The sequence below is a fragment of the Thermomonospora cellulosilytica genome (assembly GCF_014138835.1).
GTDB lineage: Bacteria > Actinomycetota > Actinomycetes > Streptosporangiales > Streptosporangiaceae > Thermomonospora > Thermomonospora amylolytica.
The window spans coordinates 4,637,851-4,664,090 of sequence record NZ_JACJII010000001.1 but is presented as its reverse complement, the minus strand read 5'-3'; the positions used below and the strand labels follow the sequence as shown (position 1 = coordinate 4,664,090).

General features: G+C 72.8%; 26 protein-coding genes. 16 read left to right on the top strand and 10 right to left on the bottom strand.

The window, feature by feature from the left end:
• Window positions 1-5 precede the first annotated feature (5 nt).
• The 3 genes from HNR21_RS21920 to HNR21_RS21910 are packed head-to-tail and all read left to right on the top strand — an operon-like array spanning window position 6 to window position 2,328.
• A complete protein-coding gene (locus tag HNR21_RS21920; protein WP_182706679.1) occupies window positions 6-818 on the top strand; it encodes an SDR family NAD(P)-dependent oxidoreductase in 813 nt (270 codons plus the stop codon).
• Complete coding sequence (locus HNR21_RS21915) at window positions 815-2,065, top strand: ketosynthase chain-length factor (RefSeq protein ID WP_182706678.1); 1,251 nt, start codon at window positions 815-817, stop codon at window positions 2,063-2,065. The genes HNR21_RS21920 and HNR21_RS21915 overlap by 4 nt, the downstream gene beginning before the upstream one ends.
• Window positions 2,062-2,328, top strand: coding sequence for an acyl carrier protein (locus HNR21_RS21910; RefSeq protein WP_182706677.1), 267 nt, complete (start codon window positions 2,062-2,064; stop codon window positions 2,326-2,328). Before HNR21_RS21915 ends, HNR21_RS21910 begins: the two co-directional genes overlap by 4 nt.
• Before the next feature lie 79 nt (window positions 2,329-2,407).
• Here the strand turns inward: HNR21_RS21910 and HNR21_RS21905 are convergent, their stop codons facing one another.
• Window positions 2,408-3,877, bottom strand: a complete 1,470-nt coding sequence (locus HNR21_RS21905; protein ID WP_312881151.1) for a multicopper oxidase domain-containing protein — start codon at window positions 3,875-3,877, stop codon at window positions 2,408-2,410.
• 168 nt (window positions 3,878-4,045) lie between these two features.
• Between HNR21_RS21905 and HNR21_RS21900 the strand changes: the two genes are divergently transcribed.
• From HNR21_RS21900 to HNR21_RS21885, 4 genes are all read left to right on the top strand, one after another.
• The gene (locus HNR21_RS21900; protein WP_312881150.1) at window positions 4,046-5,197 is read left to right on the top strand and encodes a sensor histidine kinase; all 1,152 of its coding nucleotides are present in this window, start codon (window positions 4,046-4,048) and stop codon (window positions 5,195-5,197) included.
• Window positions 5,194-5,865: a response regulator transcription factor gene (locus tag HNR21_RS21895; protein ID WP_182706676.1), complete on the top strand. Its 672-nt coding sequence runs from the start codon at window positions 5,194-5,196 to the stop codon at window positions 5,863-5,865. The genes HNR21_RS21900 and HNR21_RS21895 overlap by 4 nt, the downstream gene beginning before the upstream one ends.
• An 85-nt stretch (window positions 5,866-5,950) precedes the next feature.
• Entirely contained in the window at window positions 5,951-6,865 is a 915-nt protein-coding gene (locus HNR21_RS21890) for an ABC transporter ATP-binding protein (RefSeq protein WP_182706675.1), read from the top strand.
• Complete coding sequence (locus HNR21_RS21885; RefSeq protein ID WP_182706674.1) at window positions 6,862-7,632, top strand: ABC transporter permease; 771 nt, start codon at window positions 6,862-6,864, stop codon at window positions 7,630-7,632. Before HNR21_RS21890 ends, HNR21_RS21885 begins: the two co-directional genes overlap by 4 nt.
• A 56-nt stretch (window positions 7,633-7,688) precedes the next feature.
• Here HNR21_RS21885 and thyX read toward each other — a convergent pair whose 3' ends face one another.
• Window positions 7,689-8,486, bottom strand: a complete 798-nt coding sequence (gene thyX / locus HNR21_RS21880; protein WP_182706673.1) for an FAD-dependent thymidylate synthase — start codon at window positions 8,484-8,486, stop codon at window positions 7,689-7,691.
• A 93-nt stretch (window positions 8,487-8,579) separates the two neighbouring features.
• Here thyX and HNR21_RS21875 point away from each other — a divergent pair, with 93 nt between their 5' ends.
• Entirely contained in the window at window positions 8,580-10,619 is a 2,040-nt protein-coding gene (locus HNR21_RS21875; RefSeq protein WP_312881149.1) for a molybdopterin-containing oxidoreductase family protein, read from the top strand.
• Window positions 10,620-10,697: 78 nt separating this feature from the next.
• Here the strand turns inward: HNR21_RS21875 and HNR21_RS21870 are convergent, their stop codons facing one another.
• Both HNR21_RS21870 and HNR21_RS21865 read right to left on the bottom strand, forming a co-directional pair.
• The gene (locus HNR21_RS21870; protein ID WP_182706672.1) at window positions 10,698-10,844 is read right to left on the bottom strand and encodes a GPGG-motif small membrane protein; all 147 of its coding nucleotides are present in this window, start codon (window positions 10,842-10,844) and stop codon (window positions 10,698-10,700) included.
• Between the two features lie 137 nt (window positions 10,845-10,981).
• Window positions 10,982-13,150 carry an anthranilate synthase component I gene (locus tag HNR21_RS21865; protein WP_182706671.1) on the bottom strand — a complete coding sequence of 723 codons (2,169 nt, stop codon included), beginning with the start codon at window positions 13,148-13,150 and terminating at the stop codon, window positions 10,982-10,984.
• A gap of 258 nt (window positions 13,151-13,408) precedes the next feature.
• On the opposite strand from HNR21_RS21865, the gene HNR21_RS21860 reads away from it, so the two are divergent.
• Together HNR21_RS21860 and HNR21_RS21855 are read left to right on the top strand one after the other, a co-directional pair.
• The gene (locus tag HNR21_RS21860; protein ID WP_182706670.1) at window positions 13,409-13,957 is read left to right on the top strand and encodes a VOC family protein; all 549 of its coding nucleotides are present in this window, start codon (window positions 13,409-13,411) and stop codon (window positions 13,955-13,957) included.
• A gap of 16 nt (window positions 13,958-13,973) precedes the next feature.
• The gene (locus tag HNR21_RS21855; RefSeq protein ID WP_119730305.1) at window positions 13,974-14,612 is read left to right on the top strand and encodes a carboxymuconolactone decarboxylase family protein; all 639 of its coding nucleotides are present in this window, start codon (window positions 13,974-13,976) and stop codon (window positions 14,610-14,612) included.
• Here the strand turns inward: HNR21_RS21855 and HNR21_RS21850 are convergent.
• Window positions 14,609-14,965, bottom strand: a complete 357-nt coding sequence (locus tag HNR21_RS21850) for a DUF6285 domain-containing protein (RefSeq protein ID WP_182706669.1) — start codon at window positions 14,963-14,965, stop codon at window positions 14,609-14,611. The two genes, HNR21_RS21855 and HNR21_RS21850, sit on opposite strands and share 4 nt — an antisense overlap.
• A 215-nt stretch (window positions 14,966-15,180) precedes the next feature.
• Here HNR21_RS21850 and HNR21_RS21845 point away from each other — a divergent pair, with 215 nt between their 5' ends.
• The gene (locus HNR21_RS21845) at window positions 15,181-15,744 is read left to right on the top strand and encodes a hypothetical protein (RefSeq protein ID WP_182706668.1); all 564 of its coding nucleotides are present in this window, start codon (window positions 15,181-15,183) and stop codon (window positions 15,742-15,744) included.
• Window positions 15,731-16,297 carry a class F sortase gene (locus tag HNR21_RS21840; protein WP_182706667.1) on the top strand — a complete coding sequence of 189 codons (567 nt, stop codon included), beginning with the start codon at window positions 15,731-15,733 and terminating at the stop codon, window positions 16,295-16,297. The genes HNR21_RS21845 and HNR21_RS21840 overlap by 14 nt, the downstream gene beginning before the upstream one ends.
• On the opposite strand, the gene HNR21_RS21835 is transcribed toward HNR21_RS21840, so the two are convergent.
• The 5 genes from HNR21_RS21835 to HNR21_RS21815 all read right to left on the bottom strand — a co-directional run bounded on the left by HNR21_RS21835 (window position 16,298) and on the right by HNR21_RS21815 (window position 22,087).
• The gene (locus HNR21_RS21835; protein WP_246442298.1) at window positions 16,298-17,230 is read right to left on the bottom strand and encodes a phosphotransferase family protein; all 933 of its coding nucleotides are present in this window, start codon (window positions 17,228-17,230) and stop codon (window positions 16,298-16,300) included. It lies immediately after the preceding gene.
• A gap of 88 nt (window positions 17,231-17,318) precedes the next feature.
• Window positions 17,319-17,954: a TetR family transcriptional regulator gene (locus tag HNR21_RS21830; protein ID WP_182706665.1), complete on the bottom strand. Its 636-nt coding sequence runs from the start codon at window positions 17,952-17,954 to the stop codon at window positions 17,319-17,321.
• A gap of 166 nt (window positions 17,955-18,120) precedes the next feature.
• Window positions 18,121-19,350, bottom strand: coding sequence for an acyl-CoA dehydrogenase family protein (locus HNR21_RS21825; RefSeq protein ID WP_119730301.1), 1,230 nt, complete (start codon window positions 19,348-19,350; stop codon window positions 18,121-18,123).
• A 104-nt stretch (window positions 19,351-19,454) separates the two neighbouring features.
• Window positions 19,455-20,447 (bottom strand): glucosyl-3-phosphoglycerate synthase, encoded by a 993-nt coding sequence (locus HNR21_RS21820; protein WP_312881148.1) that lies wholly within the window; start codon window positions 20,445-20,447, stop codon window positions 19,455-19,457.
• Between the two features lie 203 nt (window positions 20,448-20,650).
• Window positions 20,651-22,087 (bottom strand): XRE family transcriptional regulator, encoded by a 1,437-nt coding sequence (locus HNR21_RS21815; protein ID WP_119730300.1) that lies wholly within the window; start codon window positions 22,085-22,087, stop codon window positions 20,651-20,653.
• 150 nt (window positions 22,088-22,237) lie between these two features.
• Between HNR21_RS21815 and aceA the strand changes: the two genes are divergently transcribed.
• The 4 genes from aceA (at window position 22,238) to HNR21_RS21795 (ending at window position 26,222) form a co-directional block, all read left to right on the top strand.
• A complete protein-coding gene (gene aceA, locus HNR21_RS21810; protein WP_119730299.1) occupies window positions 22,238-23,530 on the top strand; it encodes an isocitrate lyase in 1,293 nt (430 codons plus the stop codon).
• Window positions 23,531-23,676: 146 nt separating this feature from the next.
• Window positions 23,677-24,465 (top strand): ABC transporter permease, encoded by a 789-nt coding sequence (locus HNR21_RS21805; protein ID WP_182706664.1) that lies wholly within the window; start codon window positions 23,677-23,679, stop codon window positions 24,463-24,465.
• On the top strand, window positions 24,458-25,261 hold the full coding sequence (locus tag HNR21_RS21800; RefSeq protein ID WP_312881147.1) for an ABC transporter permease: 804 nt from the start codon (window positions 24,458-24,460) through the stop codon (window positions 25,259-25,261). The genes HNR21_RS21805 and HNR21_RS21800 overlap by 8 nt, the downstream gene beginning before the upstream one ends.
• A 4-nt stretch (window positions 25,262-25,265) precedes the next feature.
• Entirely contained in the window at window positions 25,266-26,222 is a 957-nt protein-coding gene (locus tag HNR21_RS21795) for an ABC transporter ATP-binding protein (protein WP_182706663.1), read from the top strand.
• Window positions 26,223-26,240: the final 18 nt, after the last annotated feature.

Here is a 26,240-nt window from a genome sequence, read left to right as displayed (position 1 = left end):
CGCCGATGAGCACCGCCCTGGTGACCGGGGCGTCCAGCGGCCTGGGCGAGGCGTTCGCCCGGGCCCTGGCGGCCCGCGGCCACGACCTGGTGCTGGTGGCGCGGCGCCGGGACCGGCTGGAGGCCGTCGGGCGCGAGCTGAGCGCGGCGCACGGGACGGCCGCCGAGGTGATCGCCGCCGACCTGACCGACCCGCGCCGGCGCGTCGCCGTGGAGGAACGGCTGGCCGACCCGGAACGCCCGGTGGACGTCCTGGTCAACGGGGCGGGCGCGCTGGGGGCGGTGGGGCCGCTGGCGATGCTGGACCCGCACGGAGAGGAGGACAAGATCCTCCTCAACGTGCTGCCCCTGGTCCGGCTCACCCGGGCCGCGCTGCCGCAGATGGTGCGGCGCGGCCGGGGCACGGTGCTGAACATCTCCTCGGTGGCCGCGTTCGCCCCCGCCCCCGGCGGGGCCACCTACGCGGCCGCCAAGGCGTTCGTCACCTGTTTCAGCCAGGCCGTGCACGCCGAGGTCGGTCCGCTCGGGGTGCGCGTCACCGCGGTCTGCCCGGGCGCCACCCGCACCGCCGGGCGCGCCGCCCGCGGCGCCCACCGCGGGCGCATGGGCCCGGTGCTGGAGCCGGACGCGGTCGTGCGGGCGGCGCTGCGGGACGCCGAGGCGGGACGCGCGGTGTCCGTGCCGGGCGCCGCGTACCGCCTGCGCACCGCGCTGGCCCGGCACTCCCCCGGGCTGCACCGCCGGCTCTTCCAGCGGGGCTGGCAGGAACGGACCGCCCGGACCCTCGCCGAGTCGTTCGCAGCGGAGGTACATCAATGAGCACAGACACGGTCCAGGCGACCGGCACCGCCGTCGTGACCGGCCTCGGCGTGGTCGCGCCGAACGGGCTGGGCACCGAGGCGTACTGGTCGGCGACGTTGGAGGGGCGCTCGGGGATCGGGCCGATCACCCGGTTCGACCCCTCCTCCTACCCGGTGCGGTTCGCCGGGGAGGTGAGCGACTTCGTCACCGCCGAGCACGTGCCCAGCAGGCTGATCTCGCAGACCGACCACTGGACCCACATGGGGCTGGCGGCGGCGGAGATGGCGCTGCGGGACGCGCAGGCGGACCCGGCGGAGCTGCCGGAGTACACCGCCGCCGTGGTCACCGCCAGTTCCTCGGGCGGCACCGAGTTCGGCCAGAACGAGATCTCCCGGCTGTGGAGCAAGGGGCCGCAGTGGGTCGGCGCCTACCAGTCGATCGCCTGGTTCTACGCCGCCACCACCGGCCAGATCTCGATCCGGCACGGGATGCGCGGACCGTGCGGGGTGATCGTGGCCGAGCAGGCGGGCGCCCTGGACGCGGTGGCGCAGGCGCGCCGGCTGGTCCGCTCGGACGCCCGGCTGATCGTCACCGGCGGCACCGACGCCTCGCTGTGCCCGTACGGTCTGACCGCCCAGCTCAGCAACAGGATGCTCACCCGCGTCCCCGACCCGGGCGCCTACCGTCCGTTCGACGAGCGGGCCACCGGCTACCTGCCCGGCGAGGGCGGCGCGATGATGATCGTCGAGGACTCCGGGCACGCCGCCGCCCGGGGCGCCCCGCACCGGTACGGGGAGATCGCCGGGCACGCCGCGACCTTCGACCCGCCGCCGGGCTCGGACCGCCCGCCCGCGCTGCGCCGGGCGATCGAGCTGGCGCTGGCCGACGCCGGGCTGGCCCCCTCCGACGTCGACGTGGTGTTCGCCGACGCGGCCGGGGTGCCCGAACTGGACCGGATCGAGGCACGGGCGCTGGCCGAGGTGTTCGGGCCGCGGGGCGTCCCGGTCACCGCCCCCAAGACGATGACCGGCCGGATGTACGCCGGCGCGGCGCTCGACGTCGCCACGGCCCTGCTGTCGATCAGGGACGGCGTCATCCCGCCCACCGTGGGGGTGCGGCCCGCCGCCGAGCACCGCCTCGACCTGGTCGCCGAACCGCGGTCCGGCACCGTCCGGACGGCGCTGGTGGTGGCCCGCGGCTACGGCGGATTCAACTCCGCGCTCGTCGTACGGGCGCCCCGGGAGGACGACAGGAGTCCGGCATGACCGTGTCCACCGGCCGCCCCGACGCGGCCACGATCCAGGAGCTGCTGATCCGGGCGGTGTCCGACGAGACCGAGCGGTCCGCCGCCGCCCCGCCCATCGATCCGGAGGAGGACAGCTTCCAGGATCTCGGGCTGGATTCGCTGGGGGCGGTGAACGTCGCCAAGCGGATGGAGGCCGACCTGGGGGTGCCGGTCCCCCCGGTGCTGTTCTTCGACCACCCGACGATCGACGCGCTCTCCCGGCACCTGGCCGACGAGGGCTGACCCCCGCAACCGCAAGGGGCGAGGCGGCACCGGCCGCCTCGCCCCTTGTCGGTTCTTGTCGGTTCGCCGTCCCGTGCGGTCAGTCGACGACCTCGAGCTGGGCCATCATGCCCATCGTGGAGTGGTCGATCAGGTGGCAGTGGTAGAGGTAGCGGCCGCGGTAGTCGTCGAACCTGACCCGCACCCGCACGTTGCCGCCGATCGGCACCGCGACGGTGTCCTTCCAGCCGGCCTCGTGGCCGCTCACCGGCTGCCCGTTGCGCTCCAGCACCTCGAAGTGCACGCCGTGCACGTGGAAGTTGTGCGGGATGCCGAACTGGTCGTCGCGGTTGTGGATGGTCCACACCTCCACGTCGCCCTTCCGCACCTGCATGTCGATCCGGTCGGGGTCGAAGTGCTTGCCGTCGATCACGAAGTGCTGCATCTCCAGGTCCAGGTAGAAGGAGATGTCCCGCTCACGGTCGACGGCGCCCGGCTTGCCCCGGCCCCGGCCGTACATCGGGCGGAGCCGCCCCGGCAGCCTGCTGTCGTCCTTGGCCGGGCGCACCACATCAAAGCGCATGATCTCGCGGATGTCGGTGGTGTCGGGATCGGCGTTCGCTAGGACGAGCCTGGTGCCGAGGGGGTAGCGGGAGAAGTCCACCACCACGTCGACCCGTTCGCCCGGCGACATGGTGATCCGGGTGGTCGGCACGGGCCGGGGCAGCAGGCCGCCGTCGGAGGCCACCTGCACCATCTCCTCGTCGTCGCCCAGCTTGAGCTGGTAGTAGCGCTCGTTGGCGCCGTTGACGAACCGCAACCGGTACTTGCGGGCGGCCACCTGGAAGTAGGGCTGCACCCTGCCGTTGACGAGCTGGACGTTGCGGTTGCGGAAGTCGCCCAGCTCGAACACCAGCTGTCCCTGGTCGTCGAACCGCGCGTCGCGCAGCATCAGCGGCACGTCGTACGGGCCGGACGGCAGCCGCAGCGCCGCCTCGGACCTGTCCTCCACGATGTAGACGCCCGCCAGCCCCCGGAAGACCATCTCGGCCTCCATGTGGTGGGTGTGGTCGTGGTACCACAGCGTCGCGCCGGGCTGCCGGTTCGGGTACACGTAGGTCCGGGACTGGCCCGGGGCGATCACGTCCATCGGGTGCCCGTCGTGCTCGGGCGCGACGATCCCGCCGTGCAGGTGAACCACGGCGTCGTGGTGCATGGCGTTGGTCTGCTTGACGACCACCCGGCGCCCCGAGGTGGCCCGGATGGTGGGGCCGGGGAACAGCCCGTTGTACGCCATGACCTGGGTGCGGACGCCCGGCAGGATCTCGGCCTCCGCATGCCGCATGGTGATCTCGTAGTAGTCCGTCGACGACGACCGGGCCACCGGCCGGAGCACCGGCGGCACGGCGAGCGGAACGGTGAACGGCTCGGGCGGGGCGACCTCCCCGGTGTTCTCGCGGGCCGTCAGGCCGACCAGCGGGGCCGTGACCGGCACCAGGGCGGCGGCACCGCCCGCCGTCCCGTACTTGATCAGATTTCTCCGGCTGAGCATGACCGTCCCTTCGCTCACGGGCGTTGCGTCCGGACGATCCCGCACCCCGCTCAAGGGCCGCTGGACTGCCGATCGCGGCGAAGGCCACGGGCCTGCCGCGCCCCCGCCGGGCGGTAGACGAAAGTCGATGCGGGCCTCGACCGGTGGACACTGCTGCGGTCCGGGAGGCGCCCGTACGGTGGGGCTGTGCCGCGACGATCGTTTCGGGAGTGGGCCGCCGACCTGGCCTACATCTGGTTCGCATGCCTGGTGGGCGGGTTCTTCTTCCTCGCCACGTACACCGATCCGGCGGCCTCGGACGAGACGGCCCCGGTCCGGCTCGAGGCGGCCGTCTGGCTGATACTGGTCGCGGCGACGATAGGGCTGCGCCGTCGACGGCCCGTGCTCCTGGCGGTGCTGTGCCAGGCGGGCGCGATCATGGCGACGGGCGGGCTGGGCTTCGCCGCCATGGCCGTGCTGAACGTGGCCGTCCGCCGGTCCTGGCGGGTCAGCCTTCCGCTCGCCTCCTCCCACGTCCTGCTGGTCGGCACCCTGTGGTGGCTGGTCGGCGAGGGCGAGCCGGGCGTCTGGGAGGGCGTGGTCACCATCGCGCTGCTGCACACCACGCTGGTGGCGGTGGGACTGCTGGTCCGTTCCCAGCGACAGCTCGTGCTGGCGGCGCAGGAACGGGCCCGCCAGGCCGAGGAGGGGCAGCGGCTGCGCGTCGAGGAGGCCCGCCACCACGAGCGGGAACGGCTGGCCCGCGAGATGCACGACGTGCTGGCCCACCGGATCTCGCTGCTGGCGGTGCACGCCGGGGCGCTGGAGTACCGCGGGAACCTGCCCGAGGAGGAGGCGCGCATGGCCCAGGTGATCCGCCAGTGCGCCCACGACGCGCTGGAGGACCTGCGGGAGGTGATCGGGATGCTCCGCGAGGACCCGGCCGAGAACGGCGAGCGCCCCCAGCCCGCCCTCACCGACCTGCCCGGCCTCATCGAGCAGTCCCGCCAGGCCGGAACGCGCGTCACCCTGGAGGAACGGGTGCCCGATCCCCCGTCGATCCCCGCCCGGATCGGCCGGCACGCCTACCGGATCGTGCAGGAGGGGCTGACCAACGCCCGCAAGCACGCCCCCGGCACGCACGTCCGCGTCACGGTGACGGCGGTCCCCGGCGACGGCCTGACCATCGAGGTCGCCAACCCCCTGCCGGTCGGCGGCGTCCCGGCGGCCCTGCCCGGCGCCGGGGCCGGGCTGATCGGGCTGCGCGAACGGGTCGGCATCGTCGGCGGGCGGCTGGAGCACGGCCGCACCCCGGACGGTGACTTCCGCCTGCGCGCCTGGCTACCGTTGCCCCGATGAACGCTCCCGCACGGATCCTGATCGTCGACGACGACGCGCTGGTCCGGCTGGGCCTGTCGATGATGCTGGCCGGGGCCGAGGACCTGGAGATCGTCGGCGAGGTCGCCGACGGGGCCGAGGTGTTCGGGGCGGTCAACGAGCACCGGCCCGACGTGGTGCTGATGGACATCCGGATGCCGCGGATGGACGGGCTGGCCGCCACCGAGCGGCTGCGGGCGCGCCGGGACCCGCCCGAGGTCGTGGTGATGACCACGTTCGACACCGACGAGCACATCCTGCGGGCGATGCGCGCCGGGGCGTGCGGGTTCCTGCTCAAGCACACCCCGCCCGAGCAGTTCGTCGACGCGATCCGCCGGGCCGCCGCCGGGGAGCCGATCCTGTCGCCGTCGGTGCTGCGCCGGCTGATGTCGTACGTGGGCGACCTGTCGGACGCGCCCGCCGACCCGCGGCGCGAGCGGGCCCGCCGGGCGCTGGAACGGCTCAGCCCGGGCGAGCTGGCGGTGGCGCGGCTGGTCGGCGAGGGCCGCGCCAACAGCGAGATCGGCCAGCAGCTGTCGATGAGCGTGGCGACCGTCAAGGCGTACGTGTCGCGGCTGCTGGCCAAGCTGGAGCTCAACAACCGGGTGCAGATCGCGCTGCTGGTGCACGACGCGGCGCTGGACGACTGAGGTCGCCGCGCTCGTCGCCCTCGGTCGCGCGGCGATCGACCGGCGGCCGACGCGGCGGCCGGGCCCGTGCCCGCACGCTGGGCCCATGATCGAGGTCAACGCGCTCACCAAACGGTACGGGGAGGTCACCGCCGTCGCGGACGTGTCGTTCCGCTGCGAGCCGGGCACCGTCACCGGATTCCTCGGCCCCAACGGGGCGGGCAAGTCCACCACCCTGCGGATGATCTGCGGGCTCACCCCGCCCACGTCGGGCGATGCCCGGGTGCTGGGCGTCCCGTACCGGCGGATCGCCAACCCGGGCCGGCACGTCGGGGTGATGCTGGACGCCTCCGCGCAGCATCCCGGGCGCACCGGCCGGGAGACGCTGGCGCTGGCGGCGCGGCTGCTGGGGGTGGACGCCGGACGCGCCGAGGAGATGCTGCGGAAGGTCGGCCTGCCGGAGAACGCCGTCCGGCGGCGGGTCGGCGGCTACTCGCTGGGGATGCGGCAGCGGCTGGGCATCGCGCAGGCCCTGCTCGGCGACCCGCGCGTGCTGATCCTGGACGAGCCCGCCAACGGGCTGGACCCGGAGGGCATCCACTGGATGCGGACGCTGCTGCGGGACTTCGCCGACCGGGGCGGCACCGTGCTGCTGTCGTCCCACCTGCTGCGGGAGGTGGAGGCGGTCGCCGACCGGTTCGTGGTCATCGCCGGAGGCCGGATCGTCGCCCAGGGCACCAGGGGCGAGCTGCTGTCGGCGCGCGAGGAGACGTTCGTGCGCGGGCTGGAGCCGGGCGGGCTGGAGACCGCGCTGGCCGAGGCGGGCCTGGACGCCCGGCGCTCCGGCCCGGACGGCTTCCGGGTGCGGGCCGGCGCCGAGGCGGTCGGCCGGGCCGCCGCCAAGGCCGGCGCCGTCCTGCTGGAGCTGCGGCCCGCCGGCGACGGGGGCCTGGAGGAGTTGTTCCTGTCGCTGACCGCGCCGCCGAAGGAGCCGAGGGAGCCGAAGGAGAACGCGTCATGACCGCCGTCGCCGTGGACCGTCCCGCCGCTCCGTCCCTGCTCACCCTCACGGCGGTGGAGCTGCGCAAGATGACCGACACCCGGGCGGGCCGCTGGCTGCTGACGTTCGTCGTGCTGGTCGGGGTCGCCCTGGTCGGGGTGGTGCTGTTCGCCGTGCCCCGAGCCGAACTGACCATGGCGGAACTGTTCGGCGCCGCGACGTCGGGGGTGTTCGTCCTGCTGCCCGTCGTCGGGGTGCTGTCGGTCACCTCCGAATGGTCGCAGCGCACCGTGCTGAGCACGTTCACCCTCGTGCCCCGGCGCGAACGGGTGGTCGCCGCCAAGCTGGCGGCCGCGTCGGTGCTGACGGCGGCGTTCTGGGCGGTGTCCGCGCTGGTCGCCTGGGCGGGCCGGGCGCTGGCGGAGGCGCTGGACCGCACCGACGCGGGCTGGACGCTGCCGCCGCGGCTGCTGGCCACCACGCTGCTGGTGATGCTGCTCGGCACGCTCGGCGGCGTGGCGTTCGGGATGCTGTTCCAGAACCCGCCGCTGGCGATCGTGCTGCTGTTCGTGCTGCCGATCGCCTGGGGGATCCTGGGCGAGACCGTCTCGGCCCTCAACGACGCGGCCGGGTGGCTGGACGCCGGGCGGACCGGCGCGCCCTTCCTGGAGCCCGGCGCACGGCTCACCGGCGAGGTCTGGGCGCGGCTGGCCGTCTCCCAGGCGGTGTGGCTGGGGCTGCCGCTGGTCCTCGGCCACCTGCGGGTGATGCGCCGCGAAGTGAAGTGAACGCGCGGGTCAGGCGACCCTCGCCGCGCTGCGGTCGCCTGACCCGCCGAAAGCGGTCAGACCTTGCGCCACTGCGGGATCCAGGCGCCGTCCTCGACGGTGTAGTCGCCGAAGAGGGCGGGCGCCTCCCGCCGCATCAGCTCGCCGATCCTGCCGAAGATCAGCCGGATCTCCTCCTCGGCCCCCTCGGCGGTGCGGGCCTCGATGGTGTGCCGCAGGGTCCGCACGTTGGCCGTCCACACCAGCCCGGTCGCCACGCCCTCGGGGGCGAACCGGCGCATGAACGAGGTCTTGTGCTTCTTCTCCTTGAACGGCACGCCCTCGTCGTCGAGGCCGAAGTGGGCGGCCATCCAGCCCTGGAACTCCTCCATCTGCTCCAGCAGCGCGCTCGCCCGCTTCATCAGCTCGGCGTCCTGTCGGGCCCACTCGGGGAACCAGAACGGGATGTCCTGCAGGCGGACGAACCGCAGCGACTCCTGCGAGATGGCCACGCCGGGGCGGTGCCGCACCAGCTCGTGGGTGGCGACCCGGCTGACGTTGTGCAGCACGAAGCTGAAGCTGACGTGCTCGAGCACCGAGCCGTGCATGCTGCGCAGGATGTTCTGCAGGTACTGGGTCTGGTCGGTGCGCACCCGGGTGACGTTGGGGTTCAGGCCCGGCTCCCAGGAGCGGTAGCACAGCCGGCCGGCGAACTCGGCGAGGTTCTGCGGGTCGTTCAGCTCGGCGTCGAGGTCGCCGCGGTCCAGCCGCTCCAGCCAGCTCTCGCCGCCCACGTCCCGCAGATACCGCGCGATCTCGTCGTAGTCGAGTTCGGGTCGCGCGACGAGGAACACCTCGGGTTCGACGCTCTTCACCTGCTCAGGCCCCCTACCGGTCCGTTCGATCCGCCCCATAGCAAACCAGTTCGGGGCGGGTCGCGCGACCCGGGCGCATGTAAGGTCCGTCTCGTGGCTACGGATCTGAAGGTGCTCGGGGCGTGCCCGCTGGACTGCCCGGACACCTGCTCGTGGGAGGTCACCGTCTCCGGCGGCCGGGCGGTGCGGCTGCGCGGCAATCCGGACCATCCGTTCACCCGGGGCGCGCTGTGCACCAAGGTGAACCGCTGGCTGGAACGCGCCGCCTCACCCGACCGGATCCTGCATCCGCTGCGCCGGACCGGCCGCAAGGGCGAGGGCCGGTTCGAGCGGATCACCTGGGACGAGGCGCTGGACGAGATCGCCGACCGGCTGGGCGCGATCATCGGCGAGCACGGCGGCGAGGCGATCTGGCCGTACTGGGGCACCGGCACGCTCGGCTGGATCCAGGGCTGCAACGGCATGGCGGGGCAGCGGCTGTTCAACGTGCTGGGGGCGTCGCGCCATCACATGTCGATCTGCTCGATCGCCGGGTCGCACGGCCTGGTGTACGCGACCGGCACCTCCGCCGGGATCGACCCGGAGACGTTCGCCCTGGCCAAGCTGGTCATCCTGTGGGGCACCAACACCCTCACCAGCGGCCACCACCTGTGGAAGTCGATCCAGGACGCCCGGCGCGACGGCGCGTACGTGGTGGCGATCGACCCGGTCCGCACCCGTACCGCCAAGCAGGCCGACGAGCACCTGGCGCCGCTGCCCGGCACCGACGCGGCGCTGGCGCTGGGCCTGATGAACGTGATCGTCGGGCTCGGCCTGGAGGACCGCGAGTACCTGGCGGAGCGCACGCTGGGCTGGGAGACGTTCCGCGAACGCGTCGCCGCCTTCCCGCCGTCGCGCGCCGCGGAGATCACCGGGGTGCCCGAGGCCGACATCGTCGCCCTCGGGGAGCGGATCGCCCGGACCCGTCCCACCGCCATCCGCGCCACCATGGGCCTGCAGCGCCATGCCGGAGGCGGCGCCACCCTGCGGACGCTGGCCTGCCTGCCGGGCGTGACCGGCGACTGGGCCCTGCCGGGCGGCGGGCTGTCGTACTCGACCGACGCCCACTTCCCCATCGACACCGCCGCCCTGTTCCGCGCCGACCTGGCCCCTCGGCGGACCCGCAGGCTGTCGATGACCCGGCTGGGCGAGGGCCTGCTGGAGGTGGACGACCCGCCGGTGAAGGCACTGTTCGTGATCGCCGCCAATCCGGCCGCCAGCGCCCCGCACCAGTCGAGGATCCGGCGCGGCCTGGCCCGCGAGGACCTGTTCACGGTGGTGCTGGAGCAGTTCCCCACCGACACCGCCGACTACGCCGACATCGTGCTGCCCGCCACGATGCAGCACGAGCACGCCGATCTGCACAACGGCTACGGCCATCTGTACCTGGCCTGGAACGAGCCCGCCGTGGAGCCGCCGGGCGAGTGCCTGCCCACCACCGAGACGTTCCGCCGCCTGGCCCGCCGGATGGGGCTGACCGAGCCGAGCCTGTACGACACCGACGAGCAGCTGGCCGAGCAGGCGCTGCGCCCGACCGGCATCACCCTGGACCGCCTCCGCAAGGAGGGCTTCGCCCGGCTGCCGCTCCCCGACCCGTTCGTCCCGTTCGCCGACGGCTTCCCCACCCCGTCCGGCCGCCTGGAGTTCGTCTCGGACCTGGCCGCGGCGGCGGGGCACGATCCGGTCGCCGGGTACGTGCCCGCCGCGGAGGTCCCCGATCCCGAACGCGCCGCCCGTTATCCGCTGGCGCTCATCGCGGCGGCCCCCCACCACTTCCTCAACACCGTCTTCGGCGACAACCCCGAACTACGCCGCCGCGCCGGCGAACCCCGCGTGACCCTCCATCCCGACGACGCCGCCGCCCGCGGCGTCCGGGCCGGCGACAGGGTCCGCGTCCACAACGACCGGGGCGCGTTCGAGGCCGTCGCCGAGGTGAGCGACGACGTCCGTCCCGGCGTCGCCGCCACCGTCAAGGGCCGCTGGCCGAAACTGTCCGGCGGCGCGAACGCCAACGCCCTCGTCGCCGAACGCGATTCCGATATGGGCGGCGGCGCGGTCTTCCATGACACCCGGGTCCAGATCACCCGGCTGTAGGAAATTGGGCGGCCCTCCGGTCCACGTGGGAGCCACGGGACGGGAGGGCCGGGATTTCACGAAAAGGCGCCGGCGGCGTCATCCGAAGATGCTCACGCCGCCGGGGCCGACCAGCAGCCCGACGACGATCAGGACGATCCCCCACAGGATGTCGCGCCGCGCCACGATGACATAGATCCCGGCGATCACCAGGATCACCGCGAGCAGCCAGAGCAGGGTGTACAAGGCCGTTCCCTCTTTCCTTCGTTCTCTCGGGGTGCAACCCGAATGCCCGCAAGAGCCGAAATCAAACAGATTCTTCGCCGACCAGGGCAAATCATCGGATTTCGGGTCACGGTCGAGGCCGGGGAACGGCCCGTGCGTCAGCGCGCGAGCGCCTCCCGGCGGCACAGGCGCAGGACGTTGGCGATGATGCGGTGGCCGACGCGGCCGGTGGCGGTGAGGATCGACTCCGGGTGGAACTGGACGGCCCACCGGCGGGCGGCCGGGTCCTCGATGGCCATGACGACGTCGCCGGTGAGGGCGGTGACCTGGAAGCCGCCGCGGACCTGGTCCGGGGTGGCGTGCAGGGAGTGGTAGCGGGCGGCGGTGAACTCGTCCGGCAGGCCCTCGAAGAGGTCGCCGCCGGCGACCTTGACCTGGCCGGGCTTGCCGTGCCAGGGCTCGGGCAGCAGGGCCAGCTCGCCGCCGGCGTGCTCGACCATCGCCTGCAGGCCCAGGCAGACGCCGAAGACCGGCAGGTCGCGGGCGGCCAGCGCGTCCAGCAGCGCGGCGGTGCCGAAGTCGGTGGGACGGCCGGGCCCCGGGGACAGCACCACCAGGTCGGGCGCCAGCTCGTCGAGCAGCCGCAGCGGGAAGCCGTGGCGCAGGGTGACCACGTCGGCGCCCTGCTGGCGGAAGTAGTCGGCGAGCGTGTTGACGAACGAGTCCTCGTGGTCGACCAGGACGACCTTCAGGCCCTCGCCCGGCAGCGGATCGTCGGCCGCGGCCTCCCCCGGCCCGGCCGGCTCCTCCCCCGCCAGGGCCTTGAGCAGGGCGCTGGCCTTGAGGTGGGTCTCGCGCTCCTCCTCGTCCGGGTCGGAGTCGTACAGCAGGGTCGCACCGGCGCGCACGGTGGCGACGCCGTCGCGGATCTGGGCGGTGCGCAGGGTCAGCCCGGTGTTCATGGAGCCGTCGAAGCCCACGAAGCCCACCGCGCCCCCGTACCAGCGCCGCGGGGTCTCCTCGTGCTCCTCGATGAACTGCATCGCCCAGGTCTTGGGCGCGCCGGTCACCGTCACCGCCCACATGTGGGTGAGGAACGCGTCCAGGGCGTCCAGCCCGGGACGCAGCCGCCCCTCGATGTGGTCGACGGTGTGGATCAGCCGGGAGTACAGCTCGATCTGGCGGCGGCCGATGACCTTGACGCTGCCGGGGACGCAGACGCGGGCCTTGTCGTTGCGGTCCACGTCGGTGCACATGGTCAGCTCGGACTCGTCCTTGGCCGAGGACAGGATGGTGCGGATCTGCGCGGCGTCCTCCAGGGCGTCGGTGCCGCGCTTGATCGTCCCGGCGATGGGGCAGGTCTCCACCCGGTCGCCGGTGACCCGCACGAACATCTCCGGGGACGCGCCGACCAGGTACTCGCCCTCGCCGAGGTTGAACATGAACTCGTACGGGGCCGGGTTGGTCTCGCGCAGCCGCTCGAAGAACGCCACCGGCGAGTCGCAGCGCCCGTACATGGCGTGGCTGGGGGTGACCTCGAACAGGTCGCCGTCGATGAACTTCCGCTTGGCGTCCCGGACCATCTGCGCGTACACGCCGGGCACCGGCTGCGGCGGCAGTTCGGCGGCGGCGGCGGCCATCGGGGTCGGCTCGGTGACCCGCGGCAGGCCCTCGGTGGAGACGCCGTCGACGACGAACTCGTAGGACATGCGGTGCGAGGTCTCCCGCTTGCGGTCCACCACCGTCAGCTCGTCGGCCAGGTGCAGCACCAGGTCGCGCTGGTCGCCGGGCCGGGCGTGGTGCAGCCGCAGCGGCTCGAACTGCAGCGACAGGTCGTAGCCGAACGCCCCGTACAGCCCCAGGTGGGGGTCGTCGCAGCGGAACAGGTCGATCAGGGCGCGCAGCGCGGTGAAGACGGTGGGCTGGCGGCTGCGCTCCTCCTCGGTGAAGAACTCCTCGGTGGGCGGGACGTGCACCTCGACCAGCGTGCCGGGCTCGTCGCGGACGACCTCGCCGGTGCCGCGCATCGCCGCCGCCATCGCCGGGAGCAGCACCCGGCCGCGGGCGTTGAGGGCGCGCGCCGAGATCCGCCGGCCCCGGGCGACCACCTCGACGCAGGGGTCGACGTAGGCCATGTGCCAGCGGCTGTACCGGCCGGGGTACTCCATGCCCGAGCTGAGCACGCCGCCGCGCCGCTCCCCCACGGAGGCGACGAGGGCGTCCAGGACGTCGGACTTGCGCCGCGGATCGACCGGCGTGGCGGTGCGGAGCACCCGCACTCCCCCGGCGGTCAGATACTCGCTGGTCTGCGGTCGGTCGGTTTCCACCGTGGCGGCCCTTCATGGGATGGCCGACCCCTCGTCCGGCGGCCCGCGTACGCGAAAACGACCGCCGGACGGGGGGCGGTCGCTGGCTGTCGGACAAGCACGAACCGGCGCCGCCTCAGCGGCGCCACCACCACAGGCGCAGTGCGGTTCGCATGATGCGCAAGGCTACCCCATCGCCGGGACGGGGGGTTGGGTTCGGGGCCGATCGTTGCCAGGATGGACCGCAAGGGCTCACTTACGACAGGGCGGTGAGGCGACGTGAACGGCGAGTTCGAGCTGCGCGGGGTCAACCATCTGGCGCTGGTGTGCCGCGACATGCGGCGGACGGTGGACTTCTACTCCGGTGTGCTGGGCATGCCGCTGATCAAGACCATCGAGCTGCCGGGCGGCATGGGGCAGCACTTCTTCTTCGACTGCGGCGGCGGCAACGCGCTGGCGTTCTTCTGGTTCCCGGACGCGCCCGAGCCGGTGCCGGGGGTGTCGGCGCCCAAGGGGCTGCCCGACCGGGGCGAGCTGATCTCGGCGGTGGGGTCGATGAACCACATCGCCTTCGACGTGCCGCCGGACAAGATCGAGGAGTACCGGGAACGGCTGATCGCCAAGGGCGTCGACGTCGGCGTGATCCTCAACCACGACGACAGCGAGTGGGGCGTCGCGCCCGAGCCGCACGAGGGGGTGTTCGTGCGGTCCATCTACTTCCAGGACCCGGACGGGGTCCTGCTGGAGTTCGCGGCCTGGACGCGCGAGCCGGGTTCGCCCGACGACGTCCGCCACGAGCCCAGGACCGCCGCCGACCGCACCGTCTGACCGCCGGGAGAACACCGTGCCCCGACTTCGCCAGGTGAGCCGTTCCGAGGTCACCGACAAGCTCGTTCTGTACTTCTACGACACGCTGTTCGGTCCGGACCGCGACCCGGTGGCCGAGCCGGGCACCGCGACCGGCTCTCCCGGCACGTGGTGGACCACGTTCGCGCTGCGGCCGGCGATCTTCAAGCACTGCGTGCAGGGCTTCCAGATCTACCGGACGGTGAGCCTGGACCCGGTGCTGCGCGAGCTGGGGCAGACGCGGGCGGGCTGGGCGCGCGGCAGCCAGTTCGTGTTCTCCCAGCACTGCAAGCAGATGCGGGCGCTGGGGGTGCCGGACGCCAAGGTGCAGGCGATCGCGCACTGGGAGGTCTCCGACCAGTTCGACGAGCTGGAGCGCGCCGTGCTGGCCTACACCGACGCGCTCGTCCTCGGCGGCGGGCGGGTGCACGACGAGGTGTTCGCCGCCCTGCGCAGGCACCTGCCCGACGAGCAGATTCTGGAGCTGACCTACACCACCTGCCTGTACGACATGCACGCCACGATGTCCAAGGCGCTGCGCACCGAGTTCGACGACCGCGACGACCCGGTCGTGGAGGTGCCCGCGCCCGAGGGGTACGGGACCCGCGACATCGCCGAGGCCTTCGAGCAGGGCTAGGCCGGACCGGACCGGGTCGCGTATCCGGGGTTGGCGACGGCGAGCTTGTCGCGTACGGCGTCCCGCAGGGCGGCCTTGAGCTCGGCGTACCGCCCGTCGAGGTCGCCGGCGCGGATCGCGGCGGCCAGCGACCAGTCGTCGGGGTGGCCGAGCGCGGCGAGGCGTTCGCGGTGGGCGGCCTCGTGGGCGGGGCCGAGCGCGAGCTCGCGTTCCACGACGGCCAGCACGTTGGCGGCGACCAGCCCGTGGAAGCGGGTGCGGCCGGACAGCCCGGGCAGGACGTCGCGTTCGAGGTACTCGCGGACCGCGGCGACCAGCTCGCCGGCGGACGGGGCGTCGTGGGGTGGGGCCATCGCGTCTTCTCCCGCCTGCAGAACGACAGAACGCGATTCTAGACCGGGCCGCCGTTCCATCCCTCGACCATGCCCAGCACTGTGAGCTAATATCTGATTACCAAGAGTCAACAAAGGATCGGCGTGCCCTCGTCTGACCCCTGGCCGGCCGGGGAATCACGCCGCGCGGACGGCGGGGGCGGTCCCCGCCGTCCTGCGATCTCACCGGGGGGAACGTGCGCGTCAGGACCATCGTGGCCGGGGCCGCGGCGACGGCCGCCGCACTGCTCGCCGCACCGCCCGCGCAGCCCGCACAGGCCGCGCAGCCCGAGTGGCCCGCGCACGTCGGGCGGGCGGCCGACCCCGAGCCGGGCCGGTTCGAGATCGACCCCGGCAGCGCCAAGCCCGACGAGACGGTGACCGTCCGGGGGCGCTGCGAACGGCCGGGCGACGAGACCATGCGCATCACCAGCCACGCGCTGCGCGCCGAGGAGATCGAGCTCGACGCCGACGGCGGCTTCAACCGGGCGGCGACGGTGCGGCGGACGCAGCCGGGCCGCTACACGGTGACGGTGGTCTGCCTGCCGTCCAGGGTCTCCTACACCGAGGTCTTCTACGTGCACCGCTGGTCCGACCACTACGAGGCGGTCGCCTACCCCAAGGGCGCGCCGCAGACCGGCGGCGGCGGTGCGCTGTCCGGCGGCCGGGACCGTCCCCCGCTCGCCCTCCTGCTGCTGCCCGTGGCGCTCGCCGGGGCCGCCGGGGCGGCGGTGTTCGCCCGGAGCCGTGGCCGGGCCTGACCGGCGCGGCTATCTCGCCGCCGTCCTGGTGACGGCGGCGTTCGCGGCCTTCACCGGGGGCCGGCAGGACACGGAACGCGACGATGCTGCGCTGCCCGCGGCGGAGCCGGTGCGCGTCGAGATCCCCGCGATCGGGGTCCGGGCCCCAGTGATGCCGGTGGGGCGGGCCCCGGACGGGACGGTGCAGGTGCCTCCGCTGGACGAGGCCCACCGCGTCGGCTGGTACCGGCACGGTCCTGCGCCCGGTGCGCGGGGGCCGGCGGTGCTGCTGGGCCACTACGACGACCTGCGCGGCCCCGCCGTGTTCCATCGGCTGGGGCGGATCAGGCGGGGCGAGGTGGTGAGGGTCGAGCGCCGCGACGGGCGCACGGCGGTGTTCGCGGTGGAGTCCGTGGAGCAGGTGCCCAAGAGCAGGTTCCCCGCCGGGAAGGTCTACGGGCCGGTGGACCATGCGGGGCTGCGGCTGGTCACCTGCGGCGGCTCCTACGACCGGGCCCGGCGCACCTACCGCGACAACGTCATCGTGTACGCGCGGCTGACCACGACCCGCTGATCATGGCATCATCTGCAGCAGGTCCCATTCGTTCTCGGCCACCCGCCGCCCGATCGCGGCCAGTTCCACCGAACGCTCGGACCCCTGCAGATGGCGGCGGGCCTGCATGATGCAGATGACGCCCCAGCGCAGCACCCCGTACATCTCCCACCAGTGCAGCGCGTCCCGGTCGACGCGCACCCCGCCGGCCTCCTCGTAGGCGGCGATGAGGTCGTCGTAGCCGCCGAACCCGCCGACCGGGTGGGGAGAGCCGAAGCGCCAGGCCTTCGCGCACAGCCAGCCCAGGTCCTCCAGCGGGTCGCCGACGTGGGCCAGTTCCCAGTCCAGGACGGCGCGGACGCCGTCGGGGCCGATGATGAGGTTGCCGTTGCGGAAGTCCCCGTGCACGAGGACCGGCGGGTTGGCGGGCGGGCGGTTGCGTTCCAGCCAGCGCAGGGCGAACTCCAGCACCGGGTGCGGCTCGCCGGCGGCGTCCAGCAGTTCCCGCCACCGGTCGAGGCCGCCGTCCCGCTCCAGGCCCGGAACGGGGGGCATGCGGTGGACGGCGGCCAGGATCCGCCCGCACTCGGCGGCCAGCCGGGGCCGCACCCCGGCCAGTGCGGGGTCCCGCAGGACGCGGCGCGGGATGGTCTCGCCGTCGACCCGTTCCATCACCACGAAGTCGGCCCCCAGCGGCCCGTCCTCGGCGGCGCCGGCGGCGATCACCTCGGGGCTGGGGACCCCGGCGCGACAGGCGGCCCGCATCAGCTCGGCCTCCAGGGTCAGCCGCAGGCCGGTGAGCTCCGCCGCCGGGGCGGCCAGCCGCAGCACCAGCGGGTGCCGCCGCCCGGATCCGGTGACCACGTCGAACGTGCAGGTGACGCGGGAGGCCCCGCCGGAGGACCGGTGCAGCTCCGCGACCTGTGCGTCCGGGCCGTACCGTGCGGTGAGCAAGTCCGTCAGAGGTCCGCCGAGCCCGCCGAGATCCACGCCGCCTCCCGGTAAGCGTTCGCTTTCGGGTGCCATCGTGGCAGCCGGCGGCTCAGTCCGGGAAGTGACCCCCGTTGCGGCGCGCCGAGTCCGGCAGCCCGACCAGGATCAGGTCGGCCAGCGCGTCCACCACCGTCTCGCGGGGCACGTCGGGGTGGTCCAGCCACCAGTCCCCGGCGGTCTGCACCATGCCGATCACCGCGTGCCCCCACACGTAGGCGCGGGCGGGGTCGGCCAGGCCGGACTCGGCCATCAGCACCTTGGCCAGCTCCTGGCTGAGCCCGCGGATCATGGTGCTCATCGCGCTGTGCGTGGCCGCGTCCTCGGCGCTGGCCCGGTGCATCAGGAACCGGTAGAGCTGCGGGCTCTGCGAGATCAGCGACAGGTAGGTGTCGATGGTCGTGCGGATCCGGTCCCGCACTGTCCCGGCGGCCGAGAACTGGGCCTCGACCGCCTCCAGCAGCTTGCGGGTGTGCCGTTCGGCCAGCGCCTGGTAGAGCCCGGACTTGTCGCCGAAGTGCCGGTAGAGGATCGGCTTGCTGATGCCGGCCTCGGCGGCGATGGCGGCCATGGAGGCGCCCGGCCCCTCGCGCAGGATCACCCGGTCGGCGGCCTCCAGCAGGGCCCGCCGGCGGTCGGGGTCCCGGGTGCTCGACGGCTCGCCCTCGTCCGGTTCACGGCTCTCCATGGACAGCTCCTTCTCCCACGTGGTCCGCAGGGCGCCGCACCCGGCGGATACCGCGTCCTCCCCGCGCGGCACGGACGACGATTCGATCATGCACCGCCGGCGGCCGGTGCGCAGCCGGCCCCGTCCACGCGCGTCGTGGACGGGGCCGGTCCGCCGGCGGCGGGGGTCAGCGGATCGGCAGCCCGGTGACGGCCCGGCCGATCACCAGCCGCTGGATCTCGCTGGTGCCCTCGAAGATGGTGAAGATCTTGGAGTCGCGGTGCATCCGCTCCACCGGGTAGTCCCGGGTGTAGCCGTTGCCGCCGAGGATCTGGATGGCCTCCTCGGTGACCCGCACGCACATCTCGCTGGCGAACAGCTTGGCCATCGAGCCCTCGGCGTTGGCGAAGTCCTTGCCGTTGCGGGCCATCCAGGCCGCCCGCCACACCAGCAGCCGGGCCGCGTCGAGCTGGGTCTTCATGTCGGCCAGCTTGAACGCCACCGCCTGGAAGTCACCGATCTTGCGGCCGAACTGCTCGCGCTCCTGGGCGTACTGCAGCGCGTACTCGTAGGCGGCGCGGCCCACCCCGAGCGCCATCGCGCCGACGCTGGGCCGGGTGGTCTCGAACGTCTTCAGCGCGGCCTGCGCCTTGGCCCGCTTGCCCTCGCGGACCCGGGCGATGCGCTCGTCGAACTTCTCCTTGCCGCCCACGATGAGCCGGCCGGGGATGCGCACGTCCTCCAGGATCACCTCGGCGGTGTGCGAGGCGCGGATGCCGTGCTTCTTGAACTTCTGCCCCTGCCTCAGGCCCGGGGTGCCCGGCGGGATGATGAAGCTGGCCTGGCCGCGGGTGCCCAGCTCGGGGTACACCGAGGCGACCACCACGTGCACGTTGGCGATGCCGCCGTTGGTGGCCCAGGTCTTGGTGCCGTTGATCACCCACTCGTCGGCGGCCTCGTCGTAGACCGCGCGGGTGCGGATGGAGCCCACGTCGCTGCCGGCGTCGGGCTCGGAGGCGCAGAACGCCCCCAGCTTGACGTCGTCGGCGGTGCCGAACATCTGCGGCACCCACTCGGCGATCTGCTCGTCGGTGCCCACGGCGGCGACCGAGGCGGCGGCCAGGCCAGTGCCGACGATGGACAGCGCGATGCCGGCGTCGCCCCAGAACAGCTCCTCGAAGGCCACCGGGATGCCCAGCCCGGTCGGCTCCAGCCACTGGGTGGCGAAGAAGTCCAGGGAGTACAGGCCGACCTTGGCCGCCTCCTGGATGATCGGCCAGGGGGTCTCCTCGCGCTCGTCCCACTCCTCGGCCGCCGGGCGGATCACCTCACGGGCGAACTCGTGCACCCACTGCCGGACCTCGGCCACGTCCTCGCTGAGGTCGAGCGAGAACGGCACCGCCTCGTTGCTCGTCATGCTTATTGACCTTCCCTCCAACAGGCGTGTTACCAACGGTAGCACCTATGGGTTACCGCTGGTAACACATCACCGCGTCGGAACGGCCCGCACGACGGCCGGCCTCAGCGCTCCGGCAGCAGCGAACGGCCCGTCCCGGCGTAGCCGGGGACCTCGATCATCGGCGGGCGCTCCTGCACCCCCACGTCGTTGACCCGCACGTCATGGCCGCTGCCGTTGCGCGAGAACCAGGCCAGCGCGGTGCCCGGATCCTCCAGCGGCAGCATCCGGCCGTGCCGCTGCAGCCGCGACCAGGCGGTCAGCATGATCTGGCCGGACATGGCCGCCAGCGCCTCGGTGGACTGGTGCGAGTGCACCCGGTCGCCGAGGTCCACCTGGGCGATGGCGTCCAGCCCCGCCTCGGCGAACACGTCCAGCAGCAGCCCCAGCTCCACGCCGTAGCCGGTGACGAACGGCAGCCGCTCCAGCAGCGACCGGCGGCCGGCGTACTCCCCGCCCAGCGGCTGGATCACCCCGGCCAGCGCCGGCCAGTGCAGGTTGATCAGCGGCCGGGCCACCAGCTCGGTGACCCGGCCGCCCGCGCCGTCGACCCGCCGGCCGCCGGTCATCAGCGGCCGGTCGTAGCAGCCCTTGACATAGCCGACCGAGGGGTCGGTGAGCAGCGGGCCCAGCAGCCCGCTCACGAAGTGCGAGGAGAAGTTGCGCAGATCGGCGTCGACGAAGACGATCAGCTCCCCGCCGGTGGCGGCCAGCGACTTCCACAGCGCCTCGCCCTTGCCCGACATCCGCGGCAGCTCGGGCAGGATCGCGTCCTGGTGGACCACCTCCGCCCCGGCCGCCGCGGCGACCTCGGCGGTGCGGTCGGTGGAGCGCGAGTCGATCACCACGATCTCGTCGACCAGCGGCGCCCGTTCCATCAGATCCCGGCGGATCGCGGTGACGATCGCGCCGACCGTCTCCTCCTCGTTGCGGGCCGGCAGCACGACGCTGATCCGCCCGTCGCCGTGTGCGGCCTTGGCCTCGAGGAGCATCTCCACGGGCCAGTCCGCCGCCGTGGTGGTCCGGCGGCGCATCCACATGGTGGCCTCAGTCAGCACGCGCACTCCCTCCGCAAGTGGACGACCTCACTAAGGGAAACCCACATCGGTAGGGATCCTGTACCAGGAGGAACGATCCAACTCATTCGACCCGAAGAGTTAACAACCGCACAACACAGCGGTCACCGAACGAATCGCGGCGGGCGCCGTCCCGGTCGCCCGCCGTGCGGTCAGGGCATCACACCGGCGATGCCGGGAATCGCTCACTCCTGGGCGTGGCGGTCCAGGAAGGCGTAGACGTCGGCCTCGTCCACGCCGGGGAACGCGCCCGGCGGCAGGACCGACAGCACGTGCGAGTGGGCGCGCGCCGACGGCCAGGCCATGCCCTCCCAGCGCTGCGCCAGCTCGGCCGGCGGGCGCTGGCAGCAGTCGCCGTCCGGGCAGGCGGACTTGACCCGGTTGGTGGTCTCCCGGCCGCGGAACCAGCGGGAGTCCTCGAAGCGCACCCCGAGGGTGATCGCGAAGTCCCGCTCGTGGCTGGGGTCGATGTGCGACAGGCACCAGTACGTGCCGTTGGGGGTGTCGGTGTACTGGTAGTAGACCGAGAACCGGTCCGGGGCGGCGAAGACCCTGCGCCCGGCCCACTGCCGGCACATCCGCTGCCCCTCGATGGCCCCGTCGGAGTCCTGCGGGAAGATCAGCCCGTCGTTGGCGTAGGCCTTGTAGATCGTGCCGCTCTCGTCGTTCTTGGTGAAGTGCAGCTGCAGGTCCAGATGGTGGGTGGCCATGTTGGTGAACCGGTGCGCGGCCATCTCGTACGACACCGAGAACACGTCGGCCAGGTCCTCCACCGACAGCTCGCGGGCGGCCTTGGCCTCCTGCAGGTAGGGCACCACCGCCGACTCGGGCATCAGCATCGCCGCGCCGAAGTAGTTGGCCTCCACCCGCTGGCGCAGGAAGTCGGCGAAGTCGCGGGGCACGTCGTGGTCGAGCGCGATGTGCCCGAGGGTCTGCATCAGGATGGTGCGCGGGGTGTGCATCCCCAGCTGCTCGCGCTCCAGGTAGATCCGCCGGTTGCGGAAGTCGGTGATGGAGCGCACCGAACGCGGCAGGTCCTGCACGTACCGCAGGTCGAAGCCGAAGTGCTGCACCAGCGACATCAGCATGCCCTGGGAGACCGCGCCGCCCCGGTAGCCGACCGCGGCCAGGGTGCGCGCGGCGACCTGCTCGATCTCGCCGAAGTAGTTGCCCCGCTCGTGCATCTGGCGGCGCAGCTCGGCGTTGGCCTTGCGGGCCTCCTCGGGGCTGGCGGTCGGCTTGGTGCGGCTGCGTTTGAGCTCCTCGTACAGGGCGAGGATGTGCTCGATGACGTCGTTGGGCATCCGCTTGCCGACCTTGAGGTACGGCAGGCCGAGCGACTGGTACAGCGGGTCGCGCTGGGCCTCCTCCAACGCGATCTCCAGCTGGGCGCGCCGGCTGGGCGGCTGGCGGCGCAGCAGCTCCTCGACCGGCACCTCCAGGGCGGCGGCCAGCGCCTGCAGCAGCGACAGCTTGGGCTCGCGCCGGCCGTTCTCCAGCAGGGACAGCTGGGAGGGCGCCCGGCCGACCTTGGCGCCGAGGTCCGACAGCGTCATGCCACGCGCCCGGCGCAGATGACGGAGCCGTTGTCCGAACGTGACGAGATCTACGTCACTCGACAAGTTCAGCGGTTCTTCTGATCGCAAGGTCGTCACGGCTTGATGATACAGAAAATTTCGCGAATCTTCTGTTACCTCTGAGTAGTTCCAACCGTTCCAACCCGGGCAGACTCGACGCAAGCACCCAGGGGACGACACCAGAAGGGCACCGACATGACTGACAGTCGCCTCAAGGGCGCCGCCGAAGAGCTGCAGCGCCAGTGGGACACCGACCCTCGCTGGAAGGGCATCGAGCGCACCTACACGGCCGAGGACGTCGTGCGGCTGCGGGGCTCGGTCCAGGAGGAGCACACCCTGGCCCGCCTCGGCGCCGAGCGCCTGTGGAAGCTGCTGCACGAGGAGGACTACGTCCACGCCCTCGGCGCGCTCACCGGCAACCAGGCGGTCCAGCAGGTCAAGGCCGGCCTGAAGGCCATCTACCTGTCCGGCTGGCAGGTCGCCGGCGACGCCAACCTGGCGCTGCAGACCTACCCGGACCAGAGCATCTACCCGGCCAACTCGGTGCCGACCGTGGTCCGCCGGATCAACAACGCGCTGCTGCGCGCCGACCAGATCCAGTGGTCGGAGGGCAAGGGCGACACCCACTGGCTGGCCCCGATCGTGGCCGACGCCGAGGCCGGCTTCGGCGGCGTGCTGAACGCCTTCGAGCTGATGAAGGCGATGATCGCGGCCGGCGCCGCGGGCGTGCACTGGGAGGACCAGCTGGCCTCCGAGAAGAAGTGCGGCCACCTGGGCGGCAAGGTGCTCATCCCCACCGGCCAGCACATCAAGACCCTCAACGCCGCCCGGCTCGCCGCCGACGTCGCCGGGGTCCCGTCCCTGATCATCGCGCGGACCGACGCCGAGGCCGCGACCCTGATCACCACGGACGTGGACGAGCGCGACCGGCCGTTCCTGACCGGCGAGCGCACCCCCGAGGGCTTCTACCGGGTCCGCAACGGCCTGGAGCCCTGCATCGCCCGGGCGCTGGCCTACGCGCCGTACTCCGACCTGATCTGGATGGAGACCGGCACCCCGGACCTGGAGCTGGCCCGCAAGTTCGCCGAGGCGGTCAAGGCCGAGTACCCCGACCAGATGCTCGCCTACAACTGCTCGCCGTCGTTCAACTGGAAGAAGCACCTGGACGACGCGACCATCGCCAAGTTCCAGCGCGAGCTGGGCCACATGGGCTTCAAGTTCCAGTTCATCACCCTGGCCGGCTTCCACGCCCTGAACTACTCGATGTTCGACCTGGCGTACGGCTACGCCCGCGAGGGCATGACCGCGTACGTGGACCTGCAGGAGCGCGAGTTCGGCTCCGAGGACCGCGGCTACACCGCCACCCGCCACCAGCGCGAGGTCGGCACCGGTTACTTCGACCTGGTCAGCACGGCGATCTCGCCGAACTCGTCCACCACGGCGCTCAAGGGCTCCACCGAGGACGAGCAGTTCTTCGACAACAAGTAAGGCTCACTCGTTTCGGGAACCGCCTGAACCAGGTCAGGTGACGGACCCCCTCCGGGCGCTCCTCCGCCCGGAGGGGGTCCGTCATGTTCCGGGACCGTGTCATATGGCATGGAACGGCCCCGCGGGGACGCGTAGCGTCACCGGGAGTGAGCGTCTATCCCTGGGTGGCGGCCTACTCGTTCCGCCGCCATGCCGCCTATCCGCTGGGGGCGCTCGCCGAGGCGGTCACCAACACGGTGTTCGGCTTCGTGCGGGCGTGGATCGTGCTGGCGCTGTGGGACGCCCGGCCCGCCCTGGGCGGCTACACCGCCGCCGACGCGGTCGCGTTCTGCTTCATCACCCAGGCGATGATCGGGCCGGTGCAGGTCTTCGGCGGGCTGGAGCTGACCCGGCGGATCCGCTCCGGTGACGTGGCCATCGACCTGTACCGCCCGGTGGACCTGCAGGGCTGGTGGCTGGCCGACGACCTGGGCCGGGCGGCCGGGGCGCTGCTGCTGCGCGGGGTGCCGCCGATGGCCGCCGGGGCGGCCGTCTTCGACCTGGCGCTGCCCGGCCCGGCCGGGTGGGCGGCGTTCGCGGTGGCGGTGCTGCTGGCGGTGGTGACCGGGTTCGCGCTGCGTTACCTGGTGGCGCTGGTCACCTTCTGGCTGCACGACGACCGGGGCATGCAGGCCGTCGCGCTGATCATGTCGATGTTCTTCTCCGGGATGATCCTGCCGCTGGTGGTGTTCCCGGGGGCGCTGGGCACGGTTGCCCGGGCGCTGCCGTGGGCGGCGCTGATCCAGGTGCCGGCCGACGTGTTCCTGGGCGAGCACTCCGGGACCGGGCTGCTGTCGGCGTACGCCTTCCAGGCGTTCTGGGCTGTCGTGCTGCTGGCGGCGGGGCGGGCGCTGACGCTGGCCGCGCGGCACAGGCTGGTGATCCACGGTGGCTGACGCGCTGCGGCTGTACGCCCTGCTGGCCTGGACGTGGATGCGGGCCGCCGCGCAGTACCCGGTGTCGATGCTGCTGCTGGGGCTGGCCACGGCCACGGTGGCGGCGCTGGACCTGGCCGGGATCCTGCTGCTGTTCGCGCACACCCCCCGGATCGCCGGGTTCACCGCCGAGGAGGTGCTGTTCCTGTACGGCACGTCGGCGATGTCGTTCGTGATCGCCGACACACTGCTGGGCACCACCGAACGGCTCGGCGAGCACGTCCGGCAGGGCACGCTGGACACCATGCTGGTCCGGCCGGTCGGCCCGCTGGTGCAGATCGCCACCGAGGACTTCTCCCCGCGCCGGATGTCCAAGCTGCTGCCGCCCGCGGTGGTGCTGGCGGTGGTGCTGCCCCGGCTGCCGGTGGACTGGACGCCGGGCCGGATCGCGATGGTGCCGGTGATGCTGGCGTCCGGGGTGGTGATCTTCGCGGCGATCTGGGTGCTCACCGCCTCGGTGCAGTTCGTGGTGATCGAGGTGCATCCGGCCACCAAGTCGGTCACCTACGGCGGGGCGTTCCTGACCCAGTACCCGATGACGCTGTACGCGCGGGAGTTCGTGCGCGGGATGACGTTCGTGGTCCCGCTGGCCTTCGTCAACTGGCAGCCCGGGCTGTACGTGCTCGGCCGTCCCGACCCGCTGGGCCTGCCCGAGGCCCTGCGGCTGGCCTCCCCGGCGGTCGCCGTGCTGCTGTCGGCGGCGGCGGCGCTGGCCTGGCGGTCGGGGCTGCGCCACTACCGATCGACCGGGAGCTGAGGGCATGATCGAGGTCCGCGACATCCGCAAGACGTTCACCGTCCGGTCGGGCCTGCTGCGGCGCACCCGCACCGCGGTGCGCGCGGTCGACGGCGTCTCGTTCACCGTGCGGGAGGGGGAGTTCGTCGGCTACCTGGGGTCGAACGGGGCGGGCAAGTCCACCACGATCAAGATGCTGACCGGCATCCTGACCCCCACCTCCGGCAGCGTGCGGGTCGCGGGGCTGGACCCGTCGCGGCGGCGCACCGCGCTGGCCCGCCGGATCGGGGTGGTGTTCGGGCAGCGCACCACCCTGTGGTGGGACCTGCCGCTGCGCGACAGCCTGACGCTGATCCGCCATCTGTACCGGGTGGACGCCGGCGAGCACCGGCGGCGGCTGGAGGAGCTGACCGGGCTGCTGGATCTGGGCCCGTTCCTGGCCACCCCGGTGCGGCAGCTCAGCCTGGGGCAGCGGATGCGCGGCGACCTGGCGGCGGCGCTGCTGCACGACCCGCCGCTGCTGGTGCTGGACGAGCCGACGATCGGCCTGGACGTGGTGAGCAAGGCGACCGTCCGCGGGTTCCTGGAACGGCTCAACGCCGAGCGCGGCACCACGATCCTGCTCACCACCCACGACCTGGGCGACATCGAACGGCTCTGCCGCCGGGTGATGATCATCGACCGCGGGCGGCTGGCCTACGACGGGGACCTGGACCGGCTGCGGGCCTCGGTGGCGGCCGACCGGATGCTGGTGGTGGACCTGGTCAGGCCCGCGCCGCCGGTGCAGCTCGACGGGGTCGGGGTGGAGCGGGTCGACGGCCCCCGGCAGTGGCTGCGGGTGCCGCGCGGGATGAACGCCGCCGCCGTGGTGGCCGCGCTCGCCCGCCGGTACGAGATCGCCGACATCGCGCTGCGCGAGCCGGACATCGAGGAGGTCGTCACCCGGCTGTACCGCAGGGGCGGATCTCCCGGGCCGGAGTGAGGACCGCCCTCCGCAGGA

Coding starts and splice junctions, on each gene's coding strand:
- HNR21_RS21920 (WP_182706679.1), top strand. CDS start 6: ATGAGCACCGCCCTGGTGACCGGGGCGTCCAGCGGCCTGGGCGAGGCG.
- HNR21_RS21915 (WP_182706678.1), top strand. CDS start 815: ATGAGCACAGACACGGTCCAGGCGACCGGCACCGCCGTCGTGACCGGC.
- HNR21_RS21910 (WP_182706677.1), top strand. CDS start 2,062: ATGACCGTGTCCACCGGCCGCCCCGACGCGGCCACGATCCAGGAGCTG.
- HNR21_RS21895 (WP_182706676.1), top strand. CDS start 5,194: ATGAACGCTCCCGCACGGATCCTGATCGTCGACGACGACGCGCTGGTC.
- HNR21_RS21890 (WP_182706675.1), top strand. CDS start 5,951: ATGATCGAGGTCAACGCGCTCACCAAACGGTACGGGGAGGTCACCGCC.
- HNR21_RS21885 (WP_182706674.1), top strand. CDS start 6,862: ATGACCGCCGTCGCCGTGGACCGTCCCGCCGCTCCGTCCCTGCTCACC.
- HNR21_RS21850 (WP_182706669.1), bottom strand. CDS start 14,965: ATGGCCCCACCCCACGACGCCCCGTCCGCCGGCGAGCTGGTCGCCGCG.
- HNR21_RS21830 (WP_182706665.1), bottom strand. CDS start 17,954: ATGGAGAGCCGTGAACCGGACGAGGGCGAGCCGTCGAGCACCCGGGAC.
- HNR21_RS21825 (WP_119730301.1), bottom strand. CDS start 19,350: ATGACGAGCAACGAGGCGGTGCCGTTCTCGCTCGACCTCAGCGAGGAC.
- aceA (WP_119730299.1), top strand. CDS start 22,238: ATGACTGACAGTCGCCTCAAGGGCGCCGCCGAAGAGCTGCAGCGCCAG.
- HNR21_RS21795 (WP_182706663.1), top strand. CDS start 25,266: ATGATCGAGGTCCGCGACATCCGCAAGACGTTCACCGTCCGGTCGGGC.